General features: G+C 70.3%; 20 protein-coding genes. 6 read left to right on the forward strand and 14 right to left on the reverse strand.

The window, feature by feature from the left end; translation table 11 throughout:
- Nucleotides 1-41 precede the first annotated feature (41 nt).
- Nucleotides 42-656 carry a class I SAM-dependent methyltransferase gene (locus tag ACFSJG_RS12030; protein WP_378485456.1) on the forward strand — a complete coding sequence of 205 codons (615 nt, stop codon included), beginning with the start codon at nucleotides 42-44 and terminating at the stop codon, nucleotides 654-656.
- Here the strand turns inward: ACFSJG_RS12030 and hisI are convergent.
- The 7 genes from hisI to ACFSJG_RS12065 are packed head-to-tail and all read right to left on the reverse strand — an operon-like array spanning nucleotide 653 to nucleotide 5,383.
- A complete protein-coding gene (gene hisI, locus ACFSJG_RS12035; RefSeq protein ID WP_378485457.1) occupies nucleotides 653-1,000 on the reverse strand; it encodes a phosphoribosyl-AMP cyclohydrolase in 348 nt (115 codons plus the stop codon). The two genes, ACFSJG_RS12030 and hisI, sit on opposite strands and share 4 nt — an antisense overlap.
- Nucleotides 997-1,770 (reverse strand): imidazole glycerol phosphate synthase subunit HisF, encoded by a 774-nt coding sequence (gene hisF / locus ACFSJG_RS12040; protein ID WP_378485458.1) that lies wholly within the window; start codon nucleotides 1,768-1,770, stop codon nucleotides 997-999. Before hisF ends, hisI begins: the two co-directional genes overlap by 4 nt.
- Nucleotides 1,767-2,600: an inositol monophosphatase family protein gene (locus ACFSJG_RS12045; RefSeq protein ID WP_378485459.1), complete on the reverse strand. Its 834-nt coding sequence runs from the start codon at nucleotides 2,598-2,600 to the stop codon at nucleotides 1,767-1,769. The genes hisF and ACFSJG_RS12045 overlap by 4 nt, the downstream gene beginning before the upstream one ends.
- A 9-nt stretch (nucleotides 2,601-2,609) precedes the next feature.
- Nucleotides 2,610-3,344 carry a bifunctional 1-(5-phosphoribosyl)-5-((5-phosphoribosylamino)methylideneamino)imidazole-4-carboxamide isomerase/phosphoribosylanthranilate isomerase PriA gene (gene priA, locus ACFSJG_RS12050; protein WP_378485460.1) on the reverse strand — a complete coding sequence of 245 codons (735 nt, stop codon included), beginning with the start codon at nucleotides 3,342-3,344 and terminating at the stop codon, nucleotides 2,610-2,612.
- A gap of 19 nt (nucleotides 3,345-3,363) precedes the next feature.
- On the reverse strand, nucleotides 3,364-3,636 hold the full coding sequence (locus ACFSJG_RS12055; protein WP_378485461.1) for a hypothetical protein: 273 nt from the start codon (nucleotides 3,634-3,636) through the stop codon (nucleotides 3,364-3,366).
- On the reverse strand, nucleotides 3,633-4,262 hold the full coding sequence (gene hisH / locus ACFSJG_RS12060; RefSeq protein WP_378485462.1) for an imidazole glycerol phosphate synthase subunit HisH: 630 nt from the start codon (nucleotides 4,260-4,262) through the stop codon (nucleotides 3,633-3,635). The genes ACFSJG_RS12055 and hisH overlap by 4 nt, the downstream gene beginning before the upstream one ends.
- Entirely contained in the window at nucleotides 4,259-5,383 is a 1,125-nt protein-coding gene (locus ACFSJG_RS12065) for an MFS transporter (protein WP_378485959.1), read from the reverse strand. Before ACFSJG_RS12065 ends, hisH begins: the two co-directional genes overlap by 4 nt.
- Before the next feature lie 281 nt (nucleotides 5,384-5,664).
- On the opposite strand from ACFSJG_RS12065, the gene helR reads away from it, so the two are divergent.
- Complete coding sequence (helR, locus tag ACFSJG_RS12070) at nucleotides 5,665-7,842, forward strand: RNA polymerase recycling motor ATPase HelR (protein ID WP_378485463.1); 2,178 nt, start codon at nucleotides 5,665-5,667, stop codon at nucleotides 7,840-7,842.
- 19 nt (nucleotides 7,843-7,861) lie between these two features.
- Here helR and ACFSJG_RS12075 read toward each other — a convergent pair whose 3' ends face one another.
- The 5 genes from ACFSJG_RS12075 to ACFSJG_RS12095 all read right to left on the reverse strand — a co-directional run bounded on the left by ACFSJG_RS12075 (nucleotide 7,862) and on the right by ACFSJG_RS12095 (nucleotide 12,512).
- Entirely contained in the window at nucleotides 7,862-8,017 is a 156-nt protein-coding gene (locus ACFSJG_RS12075; RefSeq protein WP_378485464.1) for a hypothetical protein, read from the reverse strand.
- 64 nt (nucleotides 8,018-8,081) lie between these two features.
- Nucleotides 8,082-8,696 carry an imidazoleglycerol-phosphate dehydratase HisB gene (gene hisB / locus ACFSJG_RS12080; RefSeq protein WP_378485465.1) on the reverse strand — a complete coding sequence of 205 codons (615 nt, stop codon included), beginning with the start codon at nucleotides 8,694-8,696 and terminating at the stop codon, nucleotides 8,082-8,084.
- A complete protein-coding gene (locus tag ACFSJG_RS12085; protein ID WP_378485466.1) occupies nucleotides 8,693-9,838 on the reverse strand; it encodes a histidinol-phosphate transaminase in 1,146 nt (381 codons plus the stop codon). Before ACFSJG_RS12085 ends, hisB begins: the two co-directional genes overlap by 4 nt.
- Nucleotides 9,835-11,172 carry a histidinol dehydrogenase gene (gene hisD, locus ACFSJG_RS12090; RefSeq protein ID WP_378485467.1) on the reverse strand — a complete coding sequence of 446 codons (1,338 nt, stop codon included), beginning with the start codon at nucleotides 11,170-11,172 and terminating at the stop codon, nucleotides 9,835-9,837. The genes ACFSJG_RS12085 and hisD overlap by 4 nt, the downstream gene beginning before the upstream one ends.
- A gap of 50 nt (nucleotides 11,173-11,222) precedes the next feature.
- Nucleotides 11,223-12,512, reverse strand: a complete 1,290-nt coding sequence (locus ACFSJG_RS12095) for an MFS transporter (RefSeq protein ID WP_465270021.1) — start codon at nucleotides 12,510-12,512, stop codon at nucleotides 11,223-11,225.
- Between the two features lie 61 nt (nucleotides 12,513-12,573).
- Here ACFSJG_RS12095 and ACFSJG_RS12100 point away from each other — a divergent pair, with 61 nt between their 5' ends.
- Complete coding sequence (locus tag ACFSJG_RS12100; RefSeq protein ID WP_378485468.1) at nucleotides 12,574-13,257, forward strand: FadR/GntR family transcriptional regulator; 684 nt, start codon at nucleotides 12,574-12,576, stop codon at nucleotides 13,255-13,257.
- Nucleotides 13,258-13,273: 16 nt separating this feature from the next.
- Here ACFSJG_RS12100 and ACFSJG_RS12105 read toward each other — a convergent pair whose 3' ends face one another.
- Nucleotides 13,274-14,230 (reverse strand): alpha/beta hydrolase, encoded by a 957-nt coding sequence (locus ACFSJG_RS12105; RefSeq protein WP_378485469.1) that lies wholly within the window; start codon nucleotides 14,228-14,230, stop codon nucleotides 13,274-13,276.
- 439 nt (nucleotides 14,231-14,669) lie between these two features.
- Between ACFSJG_RS12105 and ACFSJG_RS12110 the strand changes: the two genes are divergently transcribed.
- Entirely contained in the window at nucleotides 14,670-15,140 is a 471-nt protein-coding gene (locus tag ACFSJG_RS12110) for an NfeD family protein (RefSeq protein WP_378485470.1), read from the forward strand.
- Nucleotides 15,137-15,946 carry a slipin family protein gene (locus tag ACFSJG_RS12115; RefSeq protein WP_378485471.1) on the forward strand — a complete coding sequence of 270 codons (810 nt, stop codon included), beginning with the start codon at nucleotides 15,137-15,139 and terminating at the stop codon, nucleotides 15,944-15,946. Before ACFSJG_RS12110 ends, ACFSJG_RS12115 begins: the two co-directional genes overlap by 4 nt.
- Here ACFSJG_RS12115 and ACFSJG_RS12120 read toward each other — a convergent pair.
- Nucleotides 15,913-16,749: a thioesterase family protein gene (locus ACFSJG_RS12120; RefSeq protein WP_378485472.1), complete on the reverse strand. Its 837-nt coding sequence runs from the start codon at nucleotides 16,747-16,749 to the stop codon at nucleotides 15,913-15,915. The two genes, ACFSJG_RS12115 and ACFSJG_RS12120, sit on opposite strands and share 34 nt — an antisense overlap.
- Before the next feature lie 172 nt (nucleotides 16,750-16,921).
- Between ACFSJG_RS12120 and ACFSJG_RS12125 the strand changes: the two genes are divergently transcribed.
- Nucleotides 16,922-18,199 carry a glycoside hydrolase family 1 protein gene (locus ACFSJG_RS12125; RefSeq protein WP_378485961.1) on the forward strand — a complete coding sequence of 426 codons (1,278 nt, stop codon included), beginning with the start codon at nucleotides 16,922-16,924 and terminating at the stop codon, nucleotides 18,197-18,199.
- Nucleotides 18,200-18,216 lie beyond the last annotated feature (17 nt).

Consider the following 18,216-nt stretch of genomic DNA (forward strand, 5'->3'; position numbering starts at 1 on the left):
GCGAACCTGGGGCACCGGTCGGGCAACCGAAGGAGACGCTCATGGGGTTCTACGACAACCACGTCGTTCCGCGCCTGGTCAACGTCTCGTGCGGTCTGTCCTCGCTGGACCACCTGCGCCGGAGCGCGTGCTCCGGGTTGCACGGCCACGTCGTCGAGATCGGATTCGGGTCGGGACTGAACGTTCCGTTCTACCCGGGCGCCGTGGAGACCGTCGCCGCCGTCGAACCGGCCGACCTCGGCTGGAAGCTGGCCCAGGGTCGGCTGGCGACGGCACCCGTGCCGGTCGAGCGCTCGGGTCTCGACGGGCAGTCCCTGCCGTTCCCCGACGAACACTTCGACAGCGCCCTGTCGACCTGGACGATGTGCACGATCCCCGACGTCGGCGCCGCACTGCGTGAGCTGCGCCGTGTGCTGAAGCCGGGCGGGACGCTGCACTTCGTCGAGCACGGGCTCGCCCCGGACGAGAAGGTCCAGCGCTGGCAGCGACGGCTGGAGCCGATCCAGAAGACCGTCGCGGGCGGCTGCCACCTCACCCGCGAGATACCGGACCTCGTTCAGGACGCCGGCTTCGAGATCGCCGACCTCGACGTCTTCTACGAGAAGGGCGTCCCCAAGGTGCTCGGCGCCCTCTCGCTCGGTGTCACCGCGCCCTAGGGACGCGCGAGCAGGACGTCGGAGTCGAAGCACGTGTGGGTGCCGGTGTGGCACGCCGCGCCCTCCTGGTCGACGATCAGCAGCACGCTGTCACCGTCGCAGTCGAGCCGAACCTCGTGGACGTACTGGGTGTGGCCGGACGTCTCGCCCTTGACCCAGTACTCGTTCCTGGACCGCGAAAAGTACGTTCCCTTACGGGTTTCCAGCGTCCGCGCGAGGGCCTCGTCGTCCATCCACGCCACCATCAGCACGTCACCGGTGGCGCGTTCCTGCGCGACCGCACTGAACAGGCCGGCATCGTTGCGCTTGAGCCGAGCCGCGATCGCCGGATCGAGAGTGCTCATCGGACCGTGATCCCGTCTGCTCGCATGGATTCCTTGACCTCGCCGATCGTCATGTCGCCGAAGTGGAAGACGCTGGCGGCCAGCACCGCGTCGGCCCCCGCCTGCACGGCGGGCGCGAAGTGCTCGACCGCGCCTGCTCCACCGCTGGCGATCACGGGCACGTGGACGGCCGCACGGACCGCCCGGATCATCGGCAGGTCGAATCCGGCCTTGGTGCCGTCGGCGTCCATGGAGTTCAGCAGGATCTCCCCCACACCGAGTTCCGCGCCGCGTCGCGCCCACTCGACCGCGTCGATTCCGGTGCCGCGCTTGCCGCCGTGGGTGGTGACCTCCCAGCCGGACGGAGTCGGTTCCTGTCCCTCGGGGACGGTGCGCGCGTCGACGGACAGCACGATGCACTGGGCACCGAACCGCTGCGACATCTCGCGCAGCACCTCTGGGCGGGCGATGGCGGCGGTGTTGACGCTGACCTTGTCCGCTCCCGCGCGCAGCAGCCGGTCCACGTCGTCCACGGTACGTACACCTCCACCGACCGTGAGCGGGATGAACACCTGCTCGGCGGTGCGGGTGACGACGTCGATCATGGTGCCGCGGTCACCGCTGGATGCGGTCACGTCGAGGAAGGTCAGCTCGTCGGCGCCCTGCGCATCGTAGGCGGCGGCCAACTCCACCGGATCGCCGGCGTCCCGCAGATTCTCGAAGTTGACGCCCTTGACCACGCGGCCCGCGTCGACGTCCAGACACGGGATGACCCGTACCGCCACACTCATGTCGTTCCTTCCCGACTTCCGCCGTCCCGATAGTCCCCCGGGTCACCCAGGGAGACGAGAATGTCCAAGATCTGTTCGTGCACGCCCGGCGCGGCGGCGAGCACCGACCGCGACCCGAGGTGCCAGGGTTCGCCGGCGAGGTCGGTCACGACGCCACCGGCAGCGCGCACCAGCGCCACCCCGGCCGCGTTGTCCCACGCGTGGTAGCCGTAGACCACCGCCGCACCGAGCACACCGGCAGCGGTGAACGCCAGGTCCGCACCGGTGGAGCCGTGCATCCGCAGCCGACGGCACACCCTGCTGACCTCGCCGAGCGCCCGCACCCGGTACTCGCCCGGGATCGGGCCGCGTCCGTCCAGGTTGAACGCGCCGAAGCCCACCATTGTTTCCGCCAGGTCCTGCGGCTGGAGCCGGGGTAGTGCCTCACCGTTGCAGTACAGCGGGCCGTCCACCACCGCGCTGTAGCGCCGGTTCATCATCGGCAACCACGTCAGGCCCAGGATCGGTTCGCCGTCGCGCAGCAACGACAGCAGGATCCCTGCCATCGGCAGACCCGCCGAGTAGTTCAGGGTGCCGTCGACGGGATCGAGGACCCACACCAGACCGCTGCCGAGATCCGGGCCACCGAATTCCTCACCGTGCACGGCGATTCCGGTGCGCGCGACGAGTTCCCCGGAGATCCGTTTCTCGAGTTCCAGGTCGACGGCGGTCGCGAAGTCCTTGGGCCCCTTGGCAACCGCGCTCGGTGCCCCGATGCCGGCGCGAAACGACTCCACCGCCCCGTCGAGCACACCCCCGGCCACCGCGAGCAACTCGTGTGGGTCCGTCATACGGCGAGACTAGCGGGAGACCGCGGCGAGAGCCTCGGGCAACGTGAACCGTCCGGCGTAGAGGGCCTTGCCGATGATCGCGCCCTCGACGCCGAGGTCGCCGAGCGCCGCGATCGCGACGACGTCGTCGAGTACGGAGATACCGCCCGATGCGACGACGGGCGCGTCGGTGGCCGCGCACACCTCACGCAGCAGGTCCAGGTTGGGTCCGGTGAGGGTGCCGTCCTTGGAGACGTCGGTGAGGACGTATCGGGCGCAGCCGTCGCGGTCGAGGCGGGCGAGGGTCTCGAACAGGTCGCCGCCCTCCGTGACCCAGCCGCGGCCGCGGAGCTGGTAGCGGCCGTCGACGTTCCGGACGTCGAGGCCGACGGCGATCTTGTCGCCGAACCGGGCGATGGCGCTCGCGCACCACTCGGGGTTCTCGATGGCGGCGGTGCCGAGGTTGACGCGAGCGCATCCCGTGGCGAGGGCCGCCTCGAGGGACGCGTCGTCGCGGATACCGCCGGACAGTTCGACCTTCACGTCGAGCTCGCCGATGACGCCTGCGAGCATGTCGCGGTTGGAGCCGCGCCCGAAAGCGGCATCGAGGTCGACGAGATGAACCCACTCGGCGCCGGCGTTCTGCCAGGCGAGGGCGGCGTCACGCGGCGAGCCATAGTTCGTCTCGCTGCCTGCCTCTCCCTGAACGAGGCGAACAGCTTGACCGTCGACGACATCTACCGCAGGCAAAAGGACCAGGCTCACGTGCGTGAAGACTACTGCGTCACGACGACGCACCGGTCCCCGGGTCGGAGCCGGGCCCGCCGGAATCCGTGGAACCCGGGTCGCCGAAGGCGCGGCGCGACATCCTGGTCGATACGACGCCCATCGCGACGATCGCGCCCACGACGCCGCCGACCCCGATGATCAGACCCGGCACAGGGCTCGGTTCGAGTACCGCGATCAGGACCGTCGTGAGGACCAGCACCGCCGTCGCGGCGCCGAGCGAGGACAGCGCGAGCGTCGCCAGCGACAGGTTCCCGCGCTGCCCGCTCACAGGCTGCGAACCCAGTTCTCCAGCAGCGCCGCACCCGCGTCCCCGGATTTCTCGGGGTGGAACTGGGTGGCGGACAGAGGGCCGTTCTCGACGGCGGCGAGGAACGGGCCGCCGTGATCGGCCCAGGTCAGCTTGGCGGGCGCGATCAGGTCGTCGTCCGCGAGTTCCCACTTCTGGGCGGCGTAAGAGTGCACGAAGTAGAAGCGGGTGTCGGCGTCGAGGCCGGCGAACAGGACGCTGTCGTCGGGCGCCTGCAGCGTGTTCCAGCCCATGTGCGGCAACACCTCGGCCTGGAGCAACTCGACGGTGCCCGGCCATTCGCCGCAGCCGTCGGCTTCGACGCCGTGCTCGACGCCGCGATCGAAGAGGATCTGCATACCGACGCAGATGCCGAGGACGGGTCGTCCACCGGCGAGCCGCTTGCCGATGATCCGCTCGCCCCGAACGGCCTTCAGACCTTCCATGCAGGCCGCGAAGGCGCCCACGCCGGGCACGACGAGACCGTCGGCGGCGAGAGCGACGTCGGGGTCGGAGGTGACGGTGACGTCGGCGCCGACACGCGCGAGCGCCCGCTGCGCGGAGTGCAGGTTCCCGGAACCGTAATCGAGGAGGGCGACGGAGGTCATGGTTCAACTCTATCGGCCGAGCGAACGGTCGCCGGAACCACCAACGCCGCCGGGATCACGACCGCGATCGCGGCGGCCGAGACGACGAACACGGCGGTGTACCCGGCGGCCCCCGCGACGACACCGAGCGCGAGCGCCCCGGCACCGGTTCCCGCGTCGTAACTGATGTTCCAGGCCGCGCTGGCGGCGCCGAGCCGGGTGGGACCGGCGGACCGGAACAGCCGGACCAGCGATTCGTTCTGCACACCACCGAACCCGGCACCGAACAGCGCCGCCCCCGCGACGAGCGGGCCGGTGGCGCCGTCCGACGCGATGGACACGGCCAGCAGCGCCGCACCGGCGCCCGCGCACACGAGAGCCGGCACCAGCACCCGTCCGATGCCGATCCGGTCGGCGAGCACGCCTGCGCCGTACCGGCCGACCAGGATGGCACCGCTGACGACGGCCAGCGCGACACCGGCTGCCGCGGCGCGGTCGGTCACGGCGATCGGCAGCAGGGTCGTGACGCCGCCGTAGACGGACGCGACCACGATCATCGCGAGACAGGGCAGGAGCAGCAGCGATACCGGGAGGCGATTTCCGGGCCCACCCGTCGGGGCGTGCCGGATCGGGGGCAATGCCGCGACGGCGCCGACCGCAGCCACGGGAACCGCCGCACCCAGCAGGTACACCAGATCCGCCTGCCCGCGCCCGTACAGGGCGAGGCCGGCAGGGAGGGCGAGCATCTGTCCGACGGAGATCGCGATGCCCTGTGCCCCCGTCGCGCGTCCGAGCAGATCCGCCGGGACGAGTTCGGCGACGAGCGCGCTCCCGGCGACGGTCACGAGCCCGAACCCGATCCCGCGGATCACGGAGACCGCGAGGGCGACGGGTTCGGCGACGGACACGAGGAACAGCAGCGCGGGCAGTCCGAGCAACGCGCACCCGACGGCGAGCACCGGTCGGTAGCCCCAGCTGTGCAGAAGCCGGGGTGTCGCGAGCTGGGTGAGGACCGTCGCCGCCATGAAGACCGCGGTCACCGCGCCTGCGGCGGCATCGGAGGCTCCGGCGTCGGACACGGCGAGCGGGACCACCGGCAGCAGCAGGGACCAGCCCCCGAATGTGGCGAAGCCCATCAGCATTGCGACGGGCAGGCCCGCGGTACGGAACAGGGTCACCGGACGGGCATTCGTGTGCCGGGCCACGGCAGGTCGGGCTGCACGAGTCTCACCAACGGTTCTGAACTGGGGGGGAACGAGGATCGGCGCGCATCGCGCCGTGAAGGGGGAAGGAGAACGCTCCTTTCCACTTTCAACTTATAGCCGACCCGGGGGCTTGTGGCAAGGCCCCGGGTCCGGCGCAGAATCGCTGACCTGACGACGAACCGGCCTCGAGCCGACGACCCGAGGGGTGGAGCCACGGAATGCACGAGCAGGATCGACACAACAAGAACAGGCCCCGGCCCGACAGCGCATTCGACCTGCCGGAGCGACTCGCCGCGAAGTCCGATCCGGCGCTGATCGCAGCCGACGAGCGTCACTTCGCGCTCCTGGCGGAGAGCCTCGACAAGTCGGTCGCCGACCTCACCCGCCGCATCGACGCCGCCCGCAGGGCCCCCGCCCGACCCGGGCAGGAGATCGTGGAGCGGGACCTCGCCGTGCACCAGCTGAGCGCGGAACTCCGCGCGCTGCGCCGGTTCGGCCTCGACCTCTGCCTCGGCCACATGGTCCCCGCCGACGGGTCGCCGACCGTCTACATCGGCCGACTCGGCCTGCTCGACGGAGCGGGCAACCAGCTTCTGGTGGATTGGCGCTCCCCCGCCGCCGAACCGTTCTTCGGCGCGACACACGGCAACCCCATGGGCCTGGACCGCCGGCGCCGCTACCGCTGGACCGGTGGCCGGATCCACGACTACTGGGACGAGACCTTCGGTTCCGACGCCGGCCAGGATGCCGCGCTCGACGATCAGTCCGCGTTCATCGCCAGCCTGGGCAGCGACCGGTCGCCCCGGATGCGGGACGTGCTCGGCACCATCGCCGCTGACCAGGACGCCGTCATCCGCGCCGGGTCACGGGGCGCTCTCGTCGTCGACGGTGGTCCGGGCACCGGAAAGACCGTCGTCGCGCTGCACCGTGCCGCGTACCTGCTGTACTCCGATCCGCGCCTACGGCACGGCGTGCTGTTCGTCGGGCCTCACGAGCCCTACCTGGCGTACGTCGCGGACGTGTTGCCCAGCCTCGGCGAAGAGGGCGTACAGCTGTGCACGGTCCGCGACCTGGTCTCCGAAGGGGCCGGCGCGCCACCGGAATCCAATCCGGCGGTGGCGCGGCTGAAGTCGACCGCCGATCTGGTGGGGGCCGTCGACGCCGCCGTCCGGTTCTACGAGCAGCCACCCACCGAGACGACGACGGTCGCGACCGACTGGGCGGACATCCCGCTCACCGCCGACGACTGGGCGGAAGCGTTCGGCGCGCCAGAACGGGGAACGCCGCACAACGAGGCCCGTGAGGAGATCTGGGAGCTGCTGCTGACGATCCTGCTGGACAAGGCCGACGCGGACGTCCCCCGCGCGCAGCTCCGGCAGTCGTTGCAGCGGAACGACGAACTGCGCGCCGCCCTCGACAACTCGTGGACGCTGGTCGAGGCCACGGACCTCGTCGCCGACCTGTGGTCGGTCCCGGCGTACCTCCGACGGTGCGCACCCTGGCTCGGCCCCGACGAGGTCCGGCTGCTGCAACGCACCGACGCGAAGGCGTGGACGGACGCGGACCTCCCGATCCTGGACGCGGCTCGGCGGCGGCTCGGTGATCCCGAGGCCTCGCGCCGAGCACGGCGTCACCGGGCCGCCGTCGCCGCCGAGCGCGAGCGACGGTCCGCCGTCGTCGACGACCTGATCGCGTCCGACGCGTACGCCGACGGCGAGGGGCTGATGACGCAGCTACGGCAGCACGACCTGCAGGAGTTGCTCGTCGACGAGGACGCGATGCCCGCCCTCGACCCCGACCTCCTGGCCGGCCCGTTCGCACACGTCGTCGTCGACGAGGCCCAGGAACTGACGGATGCGCAGTGGCAGATGCTGCTGGCCCGGTGTCCGTCGCGCAGCTTCACCGTCGTCGGCGACCGTGCCCAGGCACGACACGGATTCACCGAGACCTGGCGGCAGCGACTCGAACGCATCGGAATGGACCGCATCGACCTGGCGTCGCTGACCATCAACTACCGAACACCGGAGGAGGTGATGGCCGAGGCCGAACCCGTCATCCGCGCCGCGCTCCCCGACGCCAATGTCCCGACGTCCATCCGCAGCAACGGAATTCCGGTGCGGCACGGCAACATCGGTGAACTCACGTCGATCCTCGAGGCCTGGCTGGCCGAGCACGACGAGGGCACGGCGTGTGTCATCGGAAGCGGCGAGCCGCCGTTCGAGCCGACCGCCCGCGTCCGGTGGCTGACCCCGACCCTGGCGAAGGGACTCGAATTCGACCTCGTGGTGCTCGTCGACCGCACCGATACCGCCATCGGCGACGGCATCGAACACGCCGTCGACAGGTACGTCGCGATGACCCGCGCGACGCGCGAGCTCGTCGTCCTCTCGGCCTGACGGCTGCCAGGCCGGTGGCTCAGACCAGACGCAGGATGCCACCGGCCGCGGCGAGAACCGCGATGGCCAGCAGCACGCCCATGCCGAGCTTGTTGTCGTTCTTCCACATCGAGTACGCGCCACCGATCGCGAAACCGGCGATGAGGAACAGTGCGTAGATCAGGACGGTGCTCACTTGTTCTCTCTCTTCGCTGCGCAGGCTCCGCTCACAGGCTTCCGGTTCCCTCCGCAGGCTCCGCTCACAGCGACCCCTTCGTGGACGGCACACCGGACACCCGCGGATCCGGCTCGACGGCCTCGCGCAGCGCGCGGGCGACGGCCTTGAACTCACCCTCCGTGATGTGGTGCTGGTCGCGGCCGTAGAGAACCCGGACGTGCAGCGCGATCCGGGCGTTGGACGCGATCGACTCGAAGACGTGGCGGTTGATCACCGTCGCGTACGGGACGCCGGGGTAGCCGCCGATCACCGTGTGCAGCATGTGTTCCGGTTCGCCGGTGTGTACGCAGTACGGGCGGCCGGAGACGTCGACGGCGGCGTGCACGAGGGACTCGTCCATCGGGATGAACGCGTCACCGAAACGGCGGATGCCCTTCTTGTCACCGAGCGCCTGACCGAGTGCCTGACCGAGCACGATCGAGGTGTCCTCGACGGTGTGGTGGGCCTCGATCTCGATGTCGCCTTCCGCCTTGATCGTCAGGTCGAAGCTGGCGTGCGCGCCGAGAGCGGTGAGCATGTGGTCGAAGAACGGGACGCCGGTCGAGACGTCGACGATGCCGGTGCCGTCCAGGTTCAACTCGACCGAGATCGACGACTCCTTCGTCGTCCGCTCGATCTTCGCGATGCGATCGGTCATCGGGTTCCCTTCGGGGTGAGGTACATGGTGGCGATCTCGTCGCTGGCGGCAATGAAGGCGTCGTTCTCGGAGGCGAGCCCGACGGTGGTGCGCAGGAATCCGGGGATCCCGACGTCTCGGATCAGCACCCCGCGGTCCAGGTAGGCCTGCCATGCGGCGGCGCTGTCGGCGAACTCACCGAACAGGATGAAGTTCGCGTCCGACGGGATGACGTGGAAACCGGTGTCCGCCAGCGCCTTCGACACCCGGACGCGCTCGGCGGCGAGGGCGTGGACGCTGCCGAGGGTCTCGTCGGCGTGACGCAGCGCGGCCCGCGCGGCGGCCTGGGTGACCACCGACAGGTGGTACGGCAGCCGGACGAGCAGCAGCGCCTCGACGAACGCCGGTGCGGCGGCGAGGTAGCCGAGCCGTCCGCCCGCGAACGCGAACGCCTTGCTCATCGTCCGCGACACGACCAGCTTGGTCGGGTACTCGTCGATCAGGGTCAGCGCACTCGGGGCGTCGGAGAACTCGGCGTACGCCTCGTCGACGATCACGATGCCGGATGCCGCGTCGAGGAGCAGCCGCAGCGCCGCGATCGGGATGCTGTGCCCGGTCGGGTTGTTCGGACTGGTCACGAACACGACGTCGGGCCGCTGCTCCGTGATGGCGGCGACCGCCGCATCCACATCGAGCGCGAAGTCGGCGCCGCGCAGCACCGGCAGCCACGTGGTGTCGGTGCCGTCGGAGATGATCGGGTGCATCGAGTACGACGGCACGAAGCCCATCGCGGACCGGCCGGGTCCGGCGAACGCCTGCAGCAGCTGCTGCAGGATCTCGTTGGAGCCGTTGGCCGCCCACACGTTGTCGACGGTGACGGGCACGCCCGTCTGCCGGGTCAGGTAGTCCGCGAGGTCCGTCCGCAGCGCCACCGCGTCCCGGTCCGGGTAGCGGTGCAGCTCCCGCGCCGCCTCACGGACCGCCTCGGCGACGTCGTCGACGAGTGCCTTCGTCGGCGGGTGCGGGTTCTCGTTCGTGTTGAGTTGCACCGGAACCGTGAGCTGCGGAGCGCCGTACGCGGACTTGCCGCGCAGGTTCTCCCGCAGCGGCAGGTCGTCGACGGTCGCCGCGGCGCCCGGCGCCGCCCCCTGTGCCGCGCTCACTGCAGGCTCTCGAAACGGAGCCGAATGGCCTCGCCGTGTGCAGGCAGGTCCTCGGCGTTCGCGAGGTTGATCACGTGCCGCGCCACGTCCTTCAGCGCCGACTCGGAGTAGTCGACGACGTGGATGCCGCGGAGGAACGTCTGCACGCTGAGCCCCGAGGAGTGCCGGGCGCAGCCCGCGGTGGGGAGCACGTGGTTCGAGCCGGCGCAGTAGTCGCCGAGGCTGACCGGCGCCCACGGACCGACGAAGATCGCGCCGGCGGACCGCACGCTACCCGCGACCTCGGAGGCGTTCTCGGTCTGGATCTCGAGGTGCTCGGCGGCGTACGCGTTGACGACACGCAGGCCGTCCTCGATCGAGTCGACGAGGATCACCCCGGACTGGCTGCCTGCCAGCGCAGTCGCCACCCGCTCCTGGTGCTTGGTGAGCGCGAGCTGCGCGGTCAGGGCGGCGTCGACGGCGTCCGCGAGCGCCGTGGACGTGGTGACCAGCACCGACGCCGCCATGACGTCGTGCTCGGCCTGGCTGATCAGGTCGGCGGCGACGTGCACCGGGTCGGCGGTGTCGTCGGCCAGGATCGCGATCTCGGTGGGCCCGGCCTCGGCGTCGATACCGACCAGGCCGCGACAGAGCCGCTTGGCGGCGGTGACGTAGATGTTGCCCGGTCCGGTGATCAGGTCGACGGGTGCCAACTCTGCCCCGTCGGTGTCAATGCCGCCGTAGGTGAGCAGCGCGACGGCCTGCGCGCCGCCCACAGCCCACACCTCCTCCACCCCGAGGAGTTCTGCGGCGGCAAGGATCGTCGGGTGCGGCAGTCCACCGAACGCTGCCTGCGGCGGCGACGCGACGACCAGCGACTCGACGCCCGCGGCCTGGGCGGGGACCACGTTCATCACGACCGAGGACGGGTAGACGGCGTTGCCACCAGGCACGTACAGGCCGACCCGCTCGACGGGGACCCAGCGCTCGGTGACGGTGCCGCCGGGGACGACCTCGGTGGTGGTGTCGGTGCGGCGCTGGTCGGCGTGGACCTTCCGGGTCCGCTCGATCGCGACCTCGAGGGCGGCGCGCACGTCGGGGTCGAGCTCGGCGAGCGCGCGGGTCAGTTCGGCACGGGGAACCCGCACCTGCGCGGGCCGGACGCCGTCGAACTTCTCACCGAACTCGAGCGCGGCATCGGCACCGCGATCGCGGATCGCCTCGACGACGGGGCGCACCTGATGCAGCACCGCGTCCACGTCCACTCCGCCACGGGGCAGTGCCGACCGGAGTTCGGCGACGGACGGGGTTCGACCGCGCAGATCGACGCGGGCGAGCTCGGTGCGGGCAGACATGGGTGTCCCTTCACGACAGGAGATGTGCAATCGACTACCCAGTTTAGGCGTTACCGGATTCGACTCGGCGTTCGCGCCGCACCGGCACCGACCTCGCGACGCGTCCGCCCACCCACCAGCAGGATGGCGGTGCAGAGCGCCGCGCCGATCAGTCCGAGCGCGGTCACCGCGGTACCGGTCCCCCATGCCGTGATCGCCAGACCCGCCACGACGATCGGGACGGCCAGCCCCACGTAGCTGACCACGTAGAAGGCGCCGAGCACCCCGCCCTGCGAGCCAGGTGCGTGCGTGGTCACCGACGCGTTCACGCTGCGCAGTCCCCCGGCGAAGGTCAACCCCTGACCGGCACCGACGACGGCGGTGACAAGGAACAGCAGGGCGAGGACGGGTTCACGTGCGACGGCGGCGAGCCCGAGCATGGCGACGGCCAGGACGACGAGTCCGGCGCGTTCGGCCCGTCGAGCGGGTAGTCGCCGGCTCGCCGCCTGGGTGGCGACCGAGCAGATCATCACGAGCGAGGCGGCCACCGCACCGACCACGAGATTGCTCACTCCCAACTGGCCGGTGATCCACGCCGGGACCACCGCCTGGAACAGTCCGACCGCGCCCCACGAGAGCCCCACCGCGATCGAGGAGATCCAGAACACCCCCCGCACCGCGGCCGGTACCGACGGGACCCGCACCAGCGGCGCGGACCGGTCGCGGGTTCCCCGAGGCAGCAGGATCACGGCGATCACCGCGGGCAGCAGTGCGACGAGGAACACCACGAACGGGGCCTGCAGTGGATGGGGCAGGTACTGGGCCACCGCACCGCCGACGAGGGGACCGAGCGCACCACCGAGGGCACCACCGGCAGAGGAGACGAGTGCGGCGCGCTGGTGATTGCCGTCGGGTTCGTGGTCGATGAGCGCCGCGGTCCCGGCCGCAGAGACCGCACCGACCGCGATCCCCTGGGCGATCCGTCCCAGAAAGAGCCAGACCGTGGCGTCCGCGAAGGCCATCGTGACAGCTCCGACGACCCCGGCGGCAGCGGCGAAGCCGAGCACCACGCGTCGACCGAGCGCGTCGGAGAGGGGCCCGAAGAGCAGCAGCGACGGAATCATCCCCACCACGTAGACCGCGAAGATCGCCGTCTGCACGGCGGCGCTGAACCCGAACTCGGCGCGGTAGAGCCCGTACAGCGCGTTCGGGATGTTGGCGCCGACCAGCAGTACCACGAGGAGGTACGCGACGCCGTGGAAGTTGCGACTGCGCCATCGCATGCGCGGCGTGGTCGACGGAACGGGGGCGGACGGGAGGGTGTCGGACTGGACGGCAGCGGGCCGGGACGTGGAAATCACTCCTTCGATAGGTAGGACGTCCGACGTAGGATATCGCAGCAGGGCGTGCCAGTATGGAGCGGTGGCAGTGGTCCAGCGGGAAACCGCCTATCAGCAGTCGCTCGACTGGCTCCGTGAGCGCATCGAGTGCGGGGACTGGGCGGTTGGCGACCGCATCCCGACAGAGCCGGACCTCATGACCGCACTCGGCGTCGGTCGCAACACGGTGCGCGAGGCGATCAAGACACTCACCTCAACCGGCATCCTCGAGATACGGCGCGGCTCGGGCACTTTCGTCCGGGCACGCACCGACATCGGCGGGCTTCTCGGACGGGCTGTCGACCCGGCCGAACTGCTACACGTCTTCGAGGTGCGGCGAGCGCTGGAAGTCGAGGCGATCACCCTGGCGTGCGATCGCCGGACCACCGATGACCTGGCCCGGATGCGTGCGAGCCTCGCCGGGCGGGACGCGGCGGGCACCGACGAGACCGCGTTCGCCCACCACGACCTCGAATTCCATCTCGCGATCGTCGCTGCCGCGCACAACCCGGTCCTCACCGACCTGATCGGGGCACTGCTCGAACCGATGCGTGCCACCTACGCGTTCACCGAGGGTGTGCACAGTCACGACCTGGCCGCCGATCAGCACCGGGCGGCGCTCCACGCCGTCGACGCCCGGGACTCCGATGCGGCGATCGCAGCCGCCCGCGGCTACCTCGACCTGACTCTCGACGCGGTCCACATCCGCACCCGACAGGGGCGGTGAGCGCGCCGCGGGCCGCTCACCTGCTCGCGGCGGACCTGTCCCGTGCTCGTGTCGCGGTCTGGACGAATTCGCCGATCCGGAGGACCGCACGCGCCGCTTCCGGTAGGACGTCGGCGGCTGCCTGGAACACGTGCACCTGCCGGTCCCACACCTCGAGGGTCACCGGCACGCCCGCCGCGCCGAGTCGCTGCGCCATGAGTTCCGCGTCGACGTAGAGCATCTCCGTCGATCCGACCTGGATCAGCACCGGCGGCAGCCCCGCTAGGTCGCCATCGACCGGCGACACGGTGGGGTTGTCTCCGTCCGCGCGGCCGGCGATCTCCGCGAGCGTGAGCAACACCGAGCTCGGGATGAGTGGACACTCGCGCCCTTCCTGCCGGGCGAGTTTCGCGGTGGGGTCGAGATCGGTCAGCGGGGACAGCGCGACCAGCGCAGCAGGCTGGTCGAGGCCCTGCTCGGCCAGCGTGAGCGCGGTCGCGAAGGTGAGGAATCCGCCGGCCGAGTCACCCGCGATGACGATGCGGTCCGGGGTGAAGCCGCGTTCGAGCAGCCAGCGGTAGCCGCTGACGCAGTCTGCGACCGATTCGGCGATCGAGTGCCGGGGCAGCATCCGGTAGCCGACCGTCAGCACCGACGCCCGCGAGGCGGCACCGATCCGCAGTGCCAGAACCCGATGCGTGTTCAGCCCGCAGGTCAGGAATCCGCCGCCGTGCAGGTACAGGATCGCGACGTCCGCTGTGTCGACGGGATCGGCCTCCGACGAGCGACGCCCCTGGATACGTCGCTCCCACCACTCCGCATCACAGTTGTCGAGCCGGATCCGGTGCCTGGCGACACCCCGGGTCGGTTGCAGGTACCGGGCGCCGAAGTCGAGCAGCCCCGCGGGCCACACCGGGCTCGGATAGCGGCCCCACACGTCGAGCACCGGCTTGACCGCCAGCTTGACGGTGTGGGCGAGAACGCGGGACCGCATACCCGCTCCGGCGACGAACAGTGGTTCGACGGCGACGGCGACCGGCGGAGCTGCAGAGCGTCGCCGCGGCGACGGGTGCCCGGACGGAGTTCCGCGCGTCGACCGCCGGACCGCGGATACCTGCGCGGACCGTCTCTCGTTCGGCAACGACGGCGCTGACGACCTGCGCCGCGGCGACGGCTGTGGTGACGACGGCTGTGTTGTCATCGCGAGCTCCTGGCAGGCACGAAGGGGCTTGAAGCACCTGATTCCTACATCCCGACCGCACTGCCGAAGTTCACGGGCAGCCAGACCATGCTACGTGACCTGCGACACATTTACGAGCCCGTAACACGAGGTCAGCCCCTTCCGATGTGGTGGCACCCCGGAGACACCGCGATTACCGTGGAAGTCGAGAGATGTCGATCGGCCCGCCTCGGGCGGGCGTGGGAGCCGTGTGATGGCCACGTTGGGCGTGGTTGCCGTGGTACTGGGGTTGGTGATGATCCTGGTCGAGGCCCACGCGCCCACCGCCGGAGTGCTCAGCGGGCTGGCCGCACTCCTGATCGGCGCCGGCGTTGCGATGCTCTTCGTCGCCGGCGGAGTTGGCAACGTCGTCGCCGTCCCTGTCGCAATCGGGATCGCCGGAGTGGGACTCGCGGGTGCCGCGGTCCTCGGCCGAACGGCTATCACCGCACGCCGCGCGCCGGTGCGCGGCGGTACCAAGGGCCTCGTCGGCCACGAAGCGACCGTCCGCAGCTGGACCGGCGACAGCGGTCAGGTCCACACCGACGGCGGACTCTGGCACGCGCGCATCGAGTTCGGCTATCCGCAGGCCCCCACTCCGTCCGCCGGTGAGTCGGTGGTCGTGGAATCCGTACGGGGCCTGACCCTCGGCGTGCGGCGCCGCGAACCGTGGGAGTTGCCATGACAGTCCTGCTGACCGTCCTGGTCGTGTTGGCGATACTGGCGCTGGTCATCCCCGGCACCACGATCCGGGTGCTGCGCGAGTACGAGCGTGCAGTCGTCTTCCGGCTCGGCCGCGCACTGGAGGTGAAGGGCCCGGGACTGGTGCTGCTGATCCCCGTCGTCGACCGGATGGTCCGGGTCGGTCTGCGCACCGTCACGTTGAAGATCCCGATGCAGGAGATAATCACCCGCGACAACGTGCCCGCGAAGGTGACGGCGGTGGCCTACTTCCGGGTTCTCGACGCGGACCGCGCCGTCATCGAGGTCGAGGACTTCCTTGCCGCGACCACCCAGATCGCGCAGACGACGCTCCGGTCGGTTCTCGGCAAGGCCGAACTCGACACCCTGCTCGCCGACCGCGACCGGCTCAACGAAGACCTGCAGAAGGTGATCGACCAACAGACAGAACCGTGGGGCGTGAAGGTCACCACCGTCGAAATCAAAGATGTCGAGATCCCCGAACCTATGCAGCGAGCAATTGCCCGGCAGGCCGAAGCCGAACGGGAGCGGCGCGCGAAGATCATCAACGCGGAGGCCGAGTTCCAGGCGTCGGCGAAACTGGCCGATGCGGCGAGTGTGATCTCCCGAAACCCCACGACCTTGCAGTTGCGCTATCTGCAAACACTGCGGGAGGTCGGAGGCGACAGCAATTCCACGGTGGTCGTCCCGCTGCCGCTGGACCTGATCCGCCCGCTCCTCCGCGGGATGCCTGCCGTCACCGACAGCTCGAACGGTCAGGCCTTGTCCGGGAGCGCGAACACACCCTGACCGGAGAAGTCGACCTGCCTGTGTGCGTTGGCGAGAGCGCTGACCACGCACGTGCCGATCGGCCCGCGCCGGTCGTACATCGTGGTCGTGCCCACCGCGACCCCGTCCGAGCTGATGTGGTCGTCGGCCTCGATCCCCACCTCGACCCCCTCGGGCAGGCGAGCGAGAACCAGCGTCATGTCGACGTTGATGAAGCCGACTCCGGCGGTGCCCCAGTTCGTCATCAGGCTGGTCGGCTCGCCGGCCATCGCGGCCCGGGCGAACGGGGACGGCTCCTCCCCCGCGACGACGGGCAGGTGCTGGGCCCACATCCGCTTCCGGCTGGCGCCCTGGTGCTCGAGCATCGACTGTGACCAGCCGTCCGGATGGTCGTCGCTCCCGAAGTACGGATGCGACGAGTCCGAGGCGACCTGGGCAATGTGCTCCGGCGGCGGCGACGGCCGGTGATCGCGCGTCCACAGGTCGCCCGGCGGCTGCTCGGACGGGCGCAGGAACACCGCGCCCGCACGGACCACGACCTCGCCGTCCTGGATCAGTTCCGCATCGGCGACCCGGATGCGATTCCCGTCGCGAACGAGGGTGGTCCGGGCCGTGAGCGGCGTGGTCCGCGCGGGCTTGAACAGGTCGACGGTCAGCCGGGCGGGCACGAAGCCGTCGCCGCCGTGCTCCCGTTCGAGGGCCCGCGCGACCAGACCGCACAGGGCCGCACCGTTCACCATGTCGGGCGACCAGCGACTGATCGCGAAGTGCTCGGCGACGAAGCCGTCGGGGGTCGAACTGAAGAACGCGAGCGGGGCGGTCACGGGCGAGCCTTTCGACGTGCGGTGCTTCCGAACGCCCATGATCACGCCACGGCGCCCAGCGCCGCACCGAAATCGTTATCCCCTCATACGGAATTGATTGTGAGATTCCCCATACCGCGATCCGGCGATCCCTTAGCCTGCTCGCGTGAGCCGAGTAGCGCGTGCCCTGACCGTGTTCGCCGTCGCCGTCGCGAGTGCGCTCGTCGCAGCCCCCGCCGGCGCGGCGCCGTCCGTTGCCCCGCTGGGACCGGACTTCGAGTGGGGCGTCGCCACGTCGGGCTTCCAGGCGGAGGGCACACCGCCGGACAGCAATTGGGCTCGATACGTCGCCGAGGGCCGAACACACGATCCGTACGGCAGCGGCCCCGACTTCCGGCACCGCTACGCGGAGGACATCGCCAACGCCGCGGCGATGGGCGTCGACACGTTCCGCTTCTCGGTGGAGTGGGCGCGGGTGCAGCCGCGGCCGGGCGAGTGGGACGAGTCCGAGTTCGCGTACTACGACGACGTCGTCCGAGAGATCCGGGCGCACGGAATGCGGCCGATGATCACGCTCGACCACTTCGTGTTCCCGGGCTGGGCCGTCGACCGCGGCGGCTGGACCCGTGACGAGACGATCGACCTCTGGCTGGCCAACGCGGAGAAGGTCGTCTCGCGGTACGCCGGACAGGACGTCACCTGGATCACGTTCAACGAGCCGACCGTGTTCGTTCAGAAGGAGCTCACCTTCGGCGGGCTGTCCCCGCTCGACGCGCCCGGCGCCCTGGACCGTATGGTCCGCGCGCACCGTAGCGCCTACGACCTGATCCACCGTCTCGATCCCGGGGCTCGGGTGTCGAGCAACGTCTCGTACATTCCGGCCGCGATGGGTGTGATCGACTCCCTGTTCACCGACCGGGTGCGCGACAAGCTCGACTTCGTGGGCCTCGACTACTACTACGGGGTTTCCCTCGACAACCTGACGGCGGCTGCCGCGGCCACCGAGGCGTTCTACGACGTCCGCCCACAGCCCGACGGGATCTACCACGCCGCACTGCATTTCGCTCGCAAGTACCCGGAGCTGCCGATCGTCGTCGTCGAGAACGGGATGCCCAGCGACGACGGCAAGGCCAGAGCCGACGGATACACCCGCGCCGACCACCTCCGCGATCACGTGTACTGGCTGCAGCGTGCGCGGCAGGACGGCGCGAACGTAGTCGGATACAACTACTGGTCGATCACCGACAACTACGAGTGGGGCAACTACCGGAACCGGTTCGGGCTCTACACGGTGGACGTCCTGACCGACCCGACGCTCACGCGTCGGCCCACGGATGCGGTCGCCGCCTATCGCGAGGTAACCGCGTCCGACGGTGTCCCCGCCGACTACACGCCGGTGATGCCCGATTCCGTGTGTTCGCTGGTGAGCCCGCCGGACAGCTGCGTGAACACCGGATCGTCCGGCAACTGACCCGCGCCGACCCCGCC

This window comes from Rhodococcus gannanensis, assembly GCF_042681175.1.
Classification (GTDB): Bacteria; Actinomycetota; Actinomycetes; order Mycobacteriales; family Mycobacteriaceae; genus Rhodococcus_G; species Rhodococcus_G gannanensis.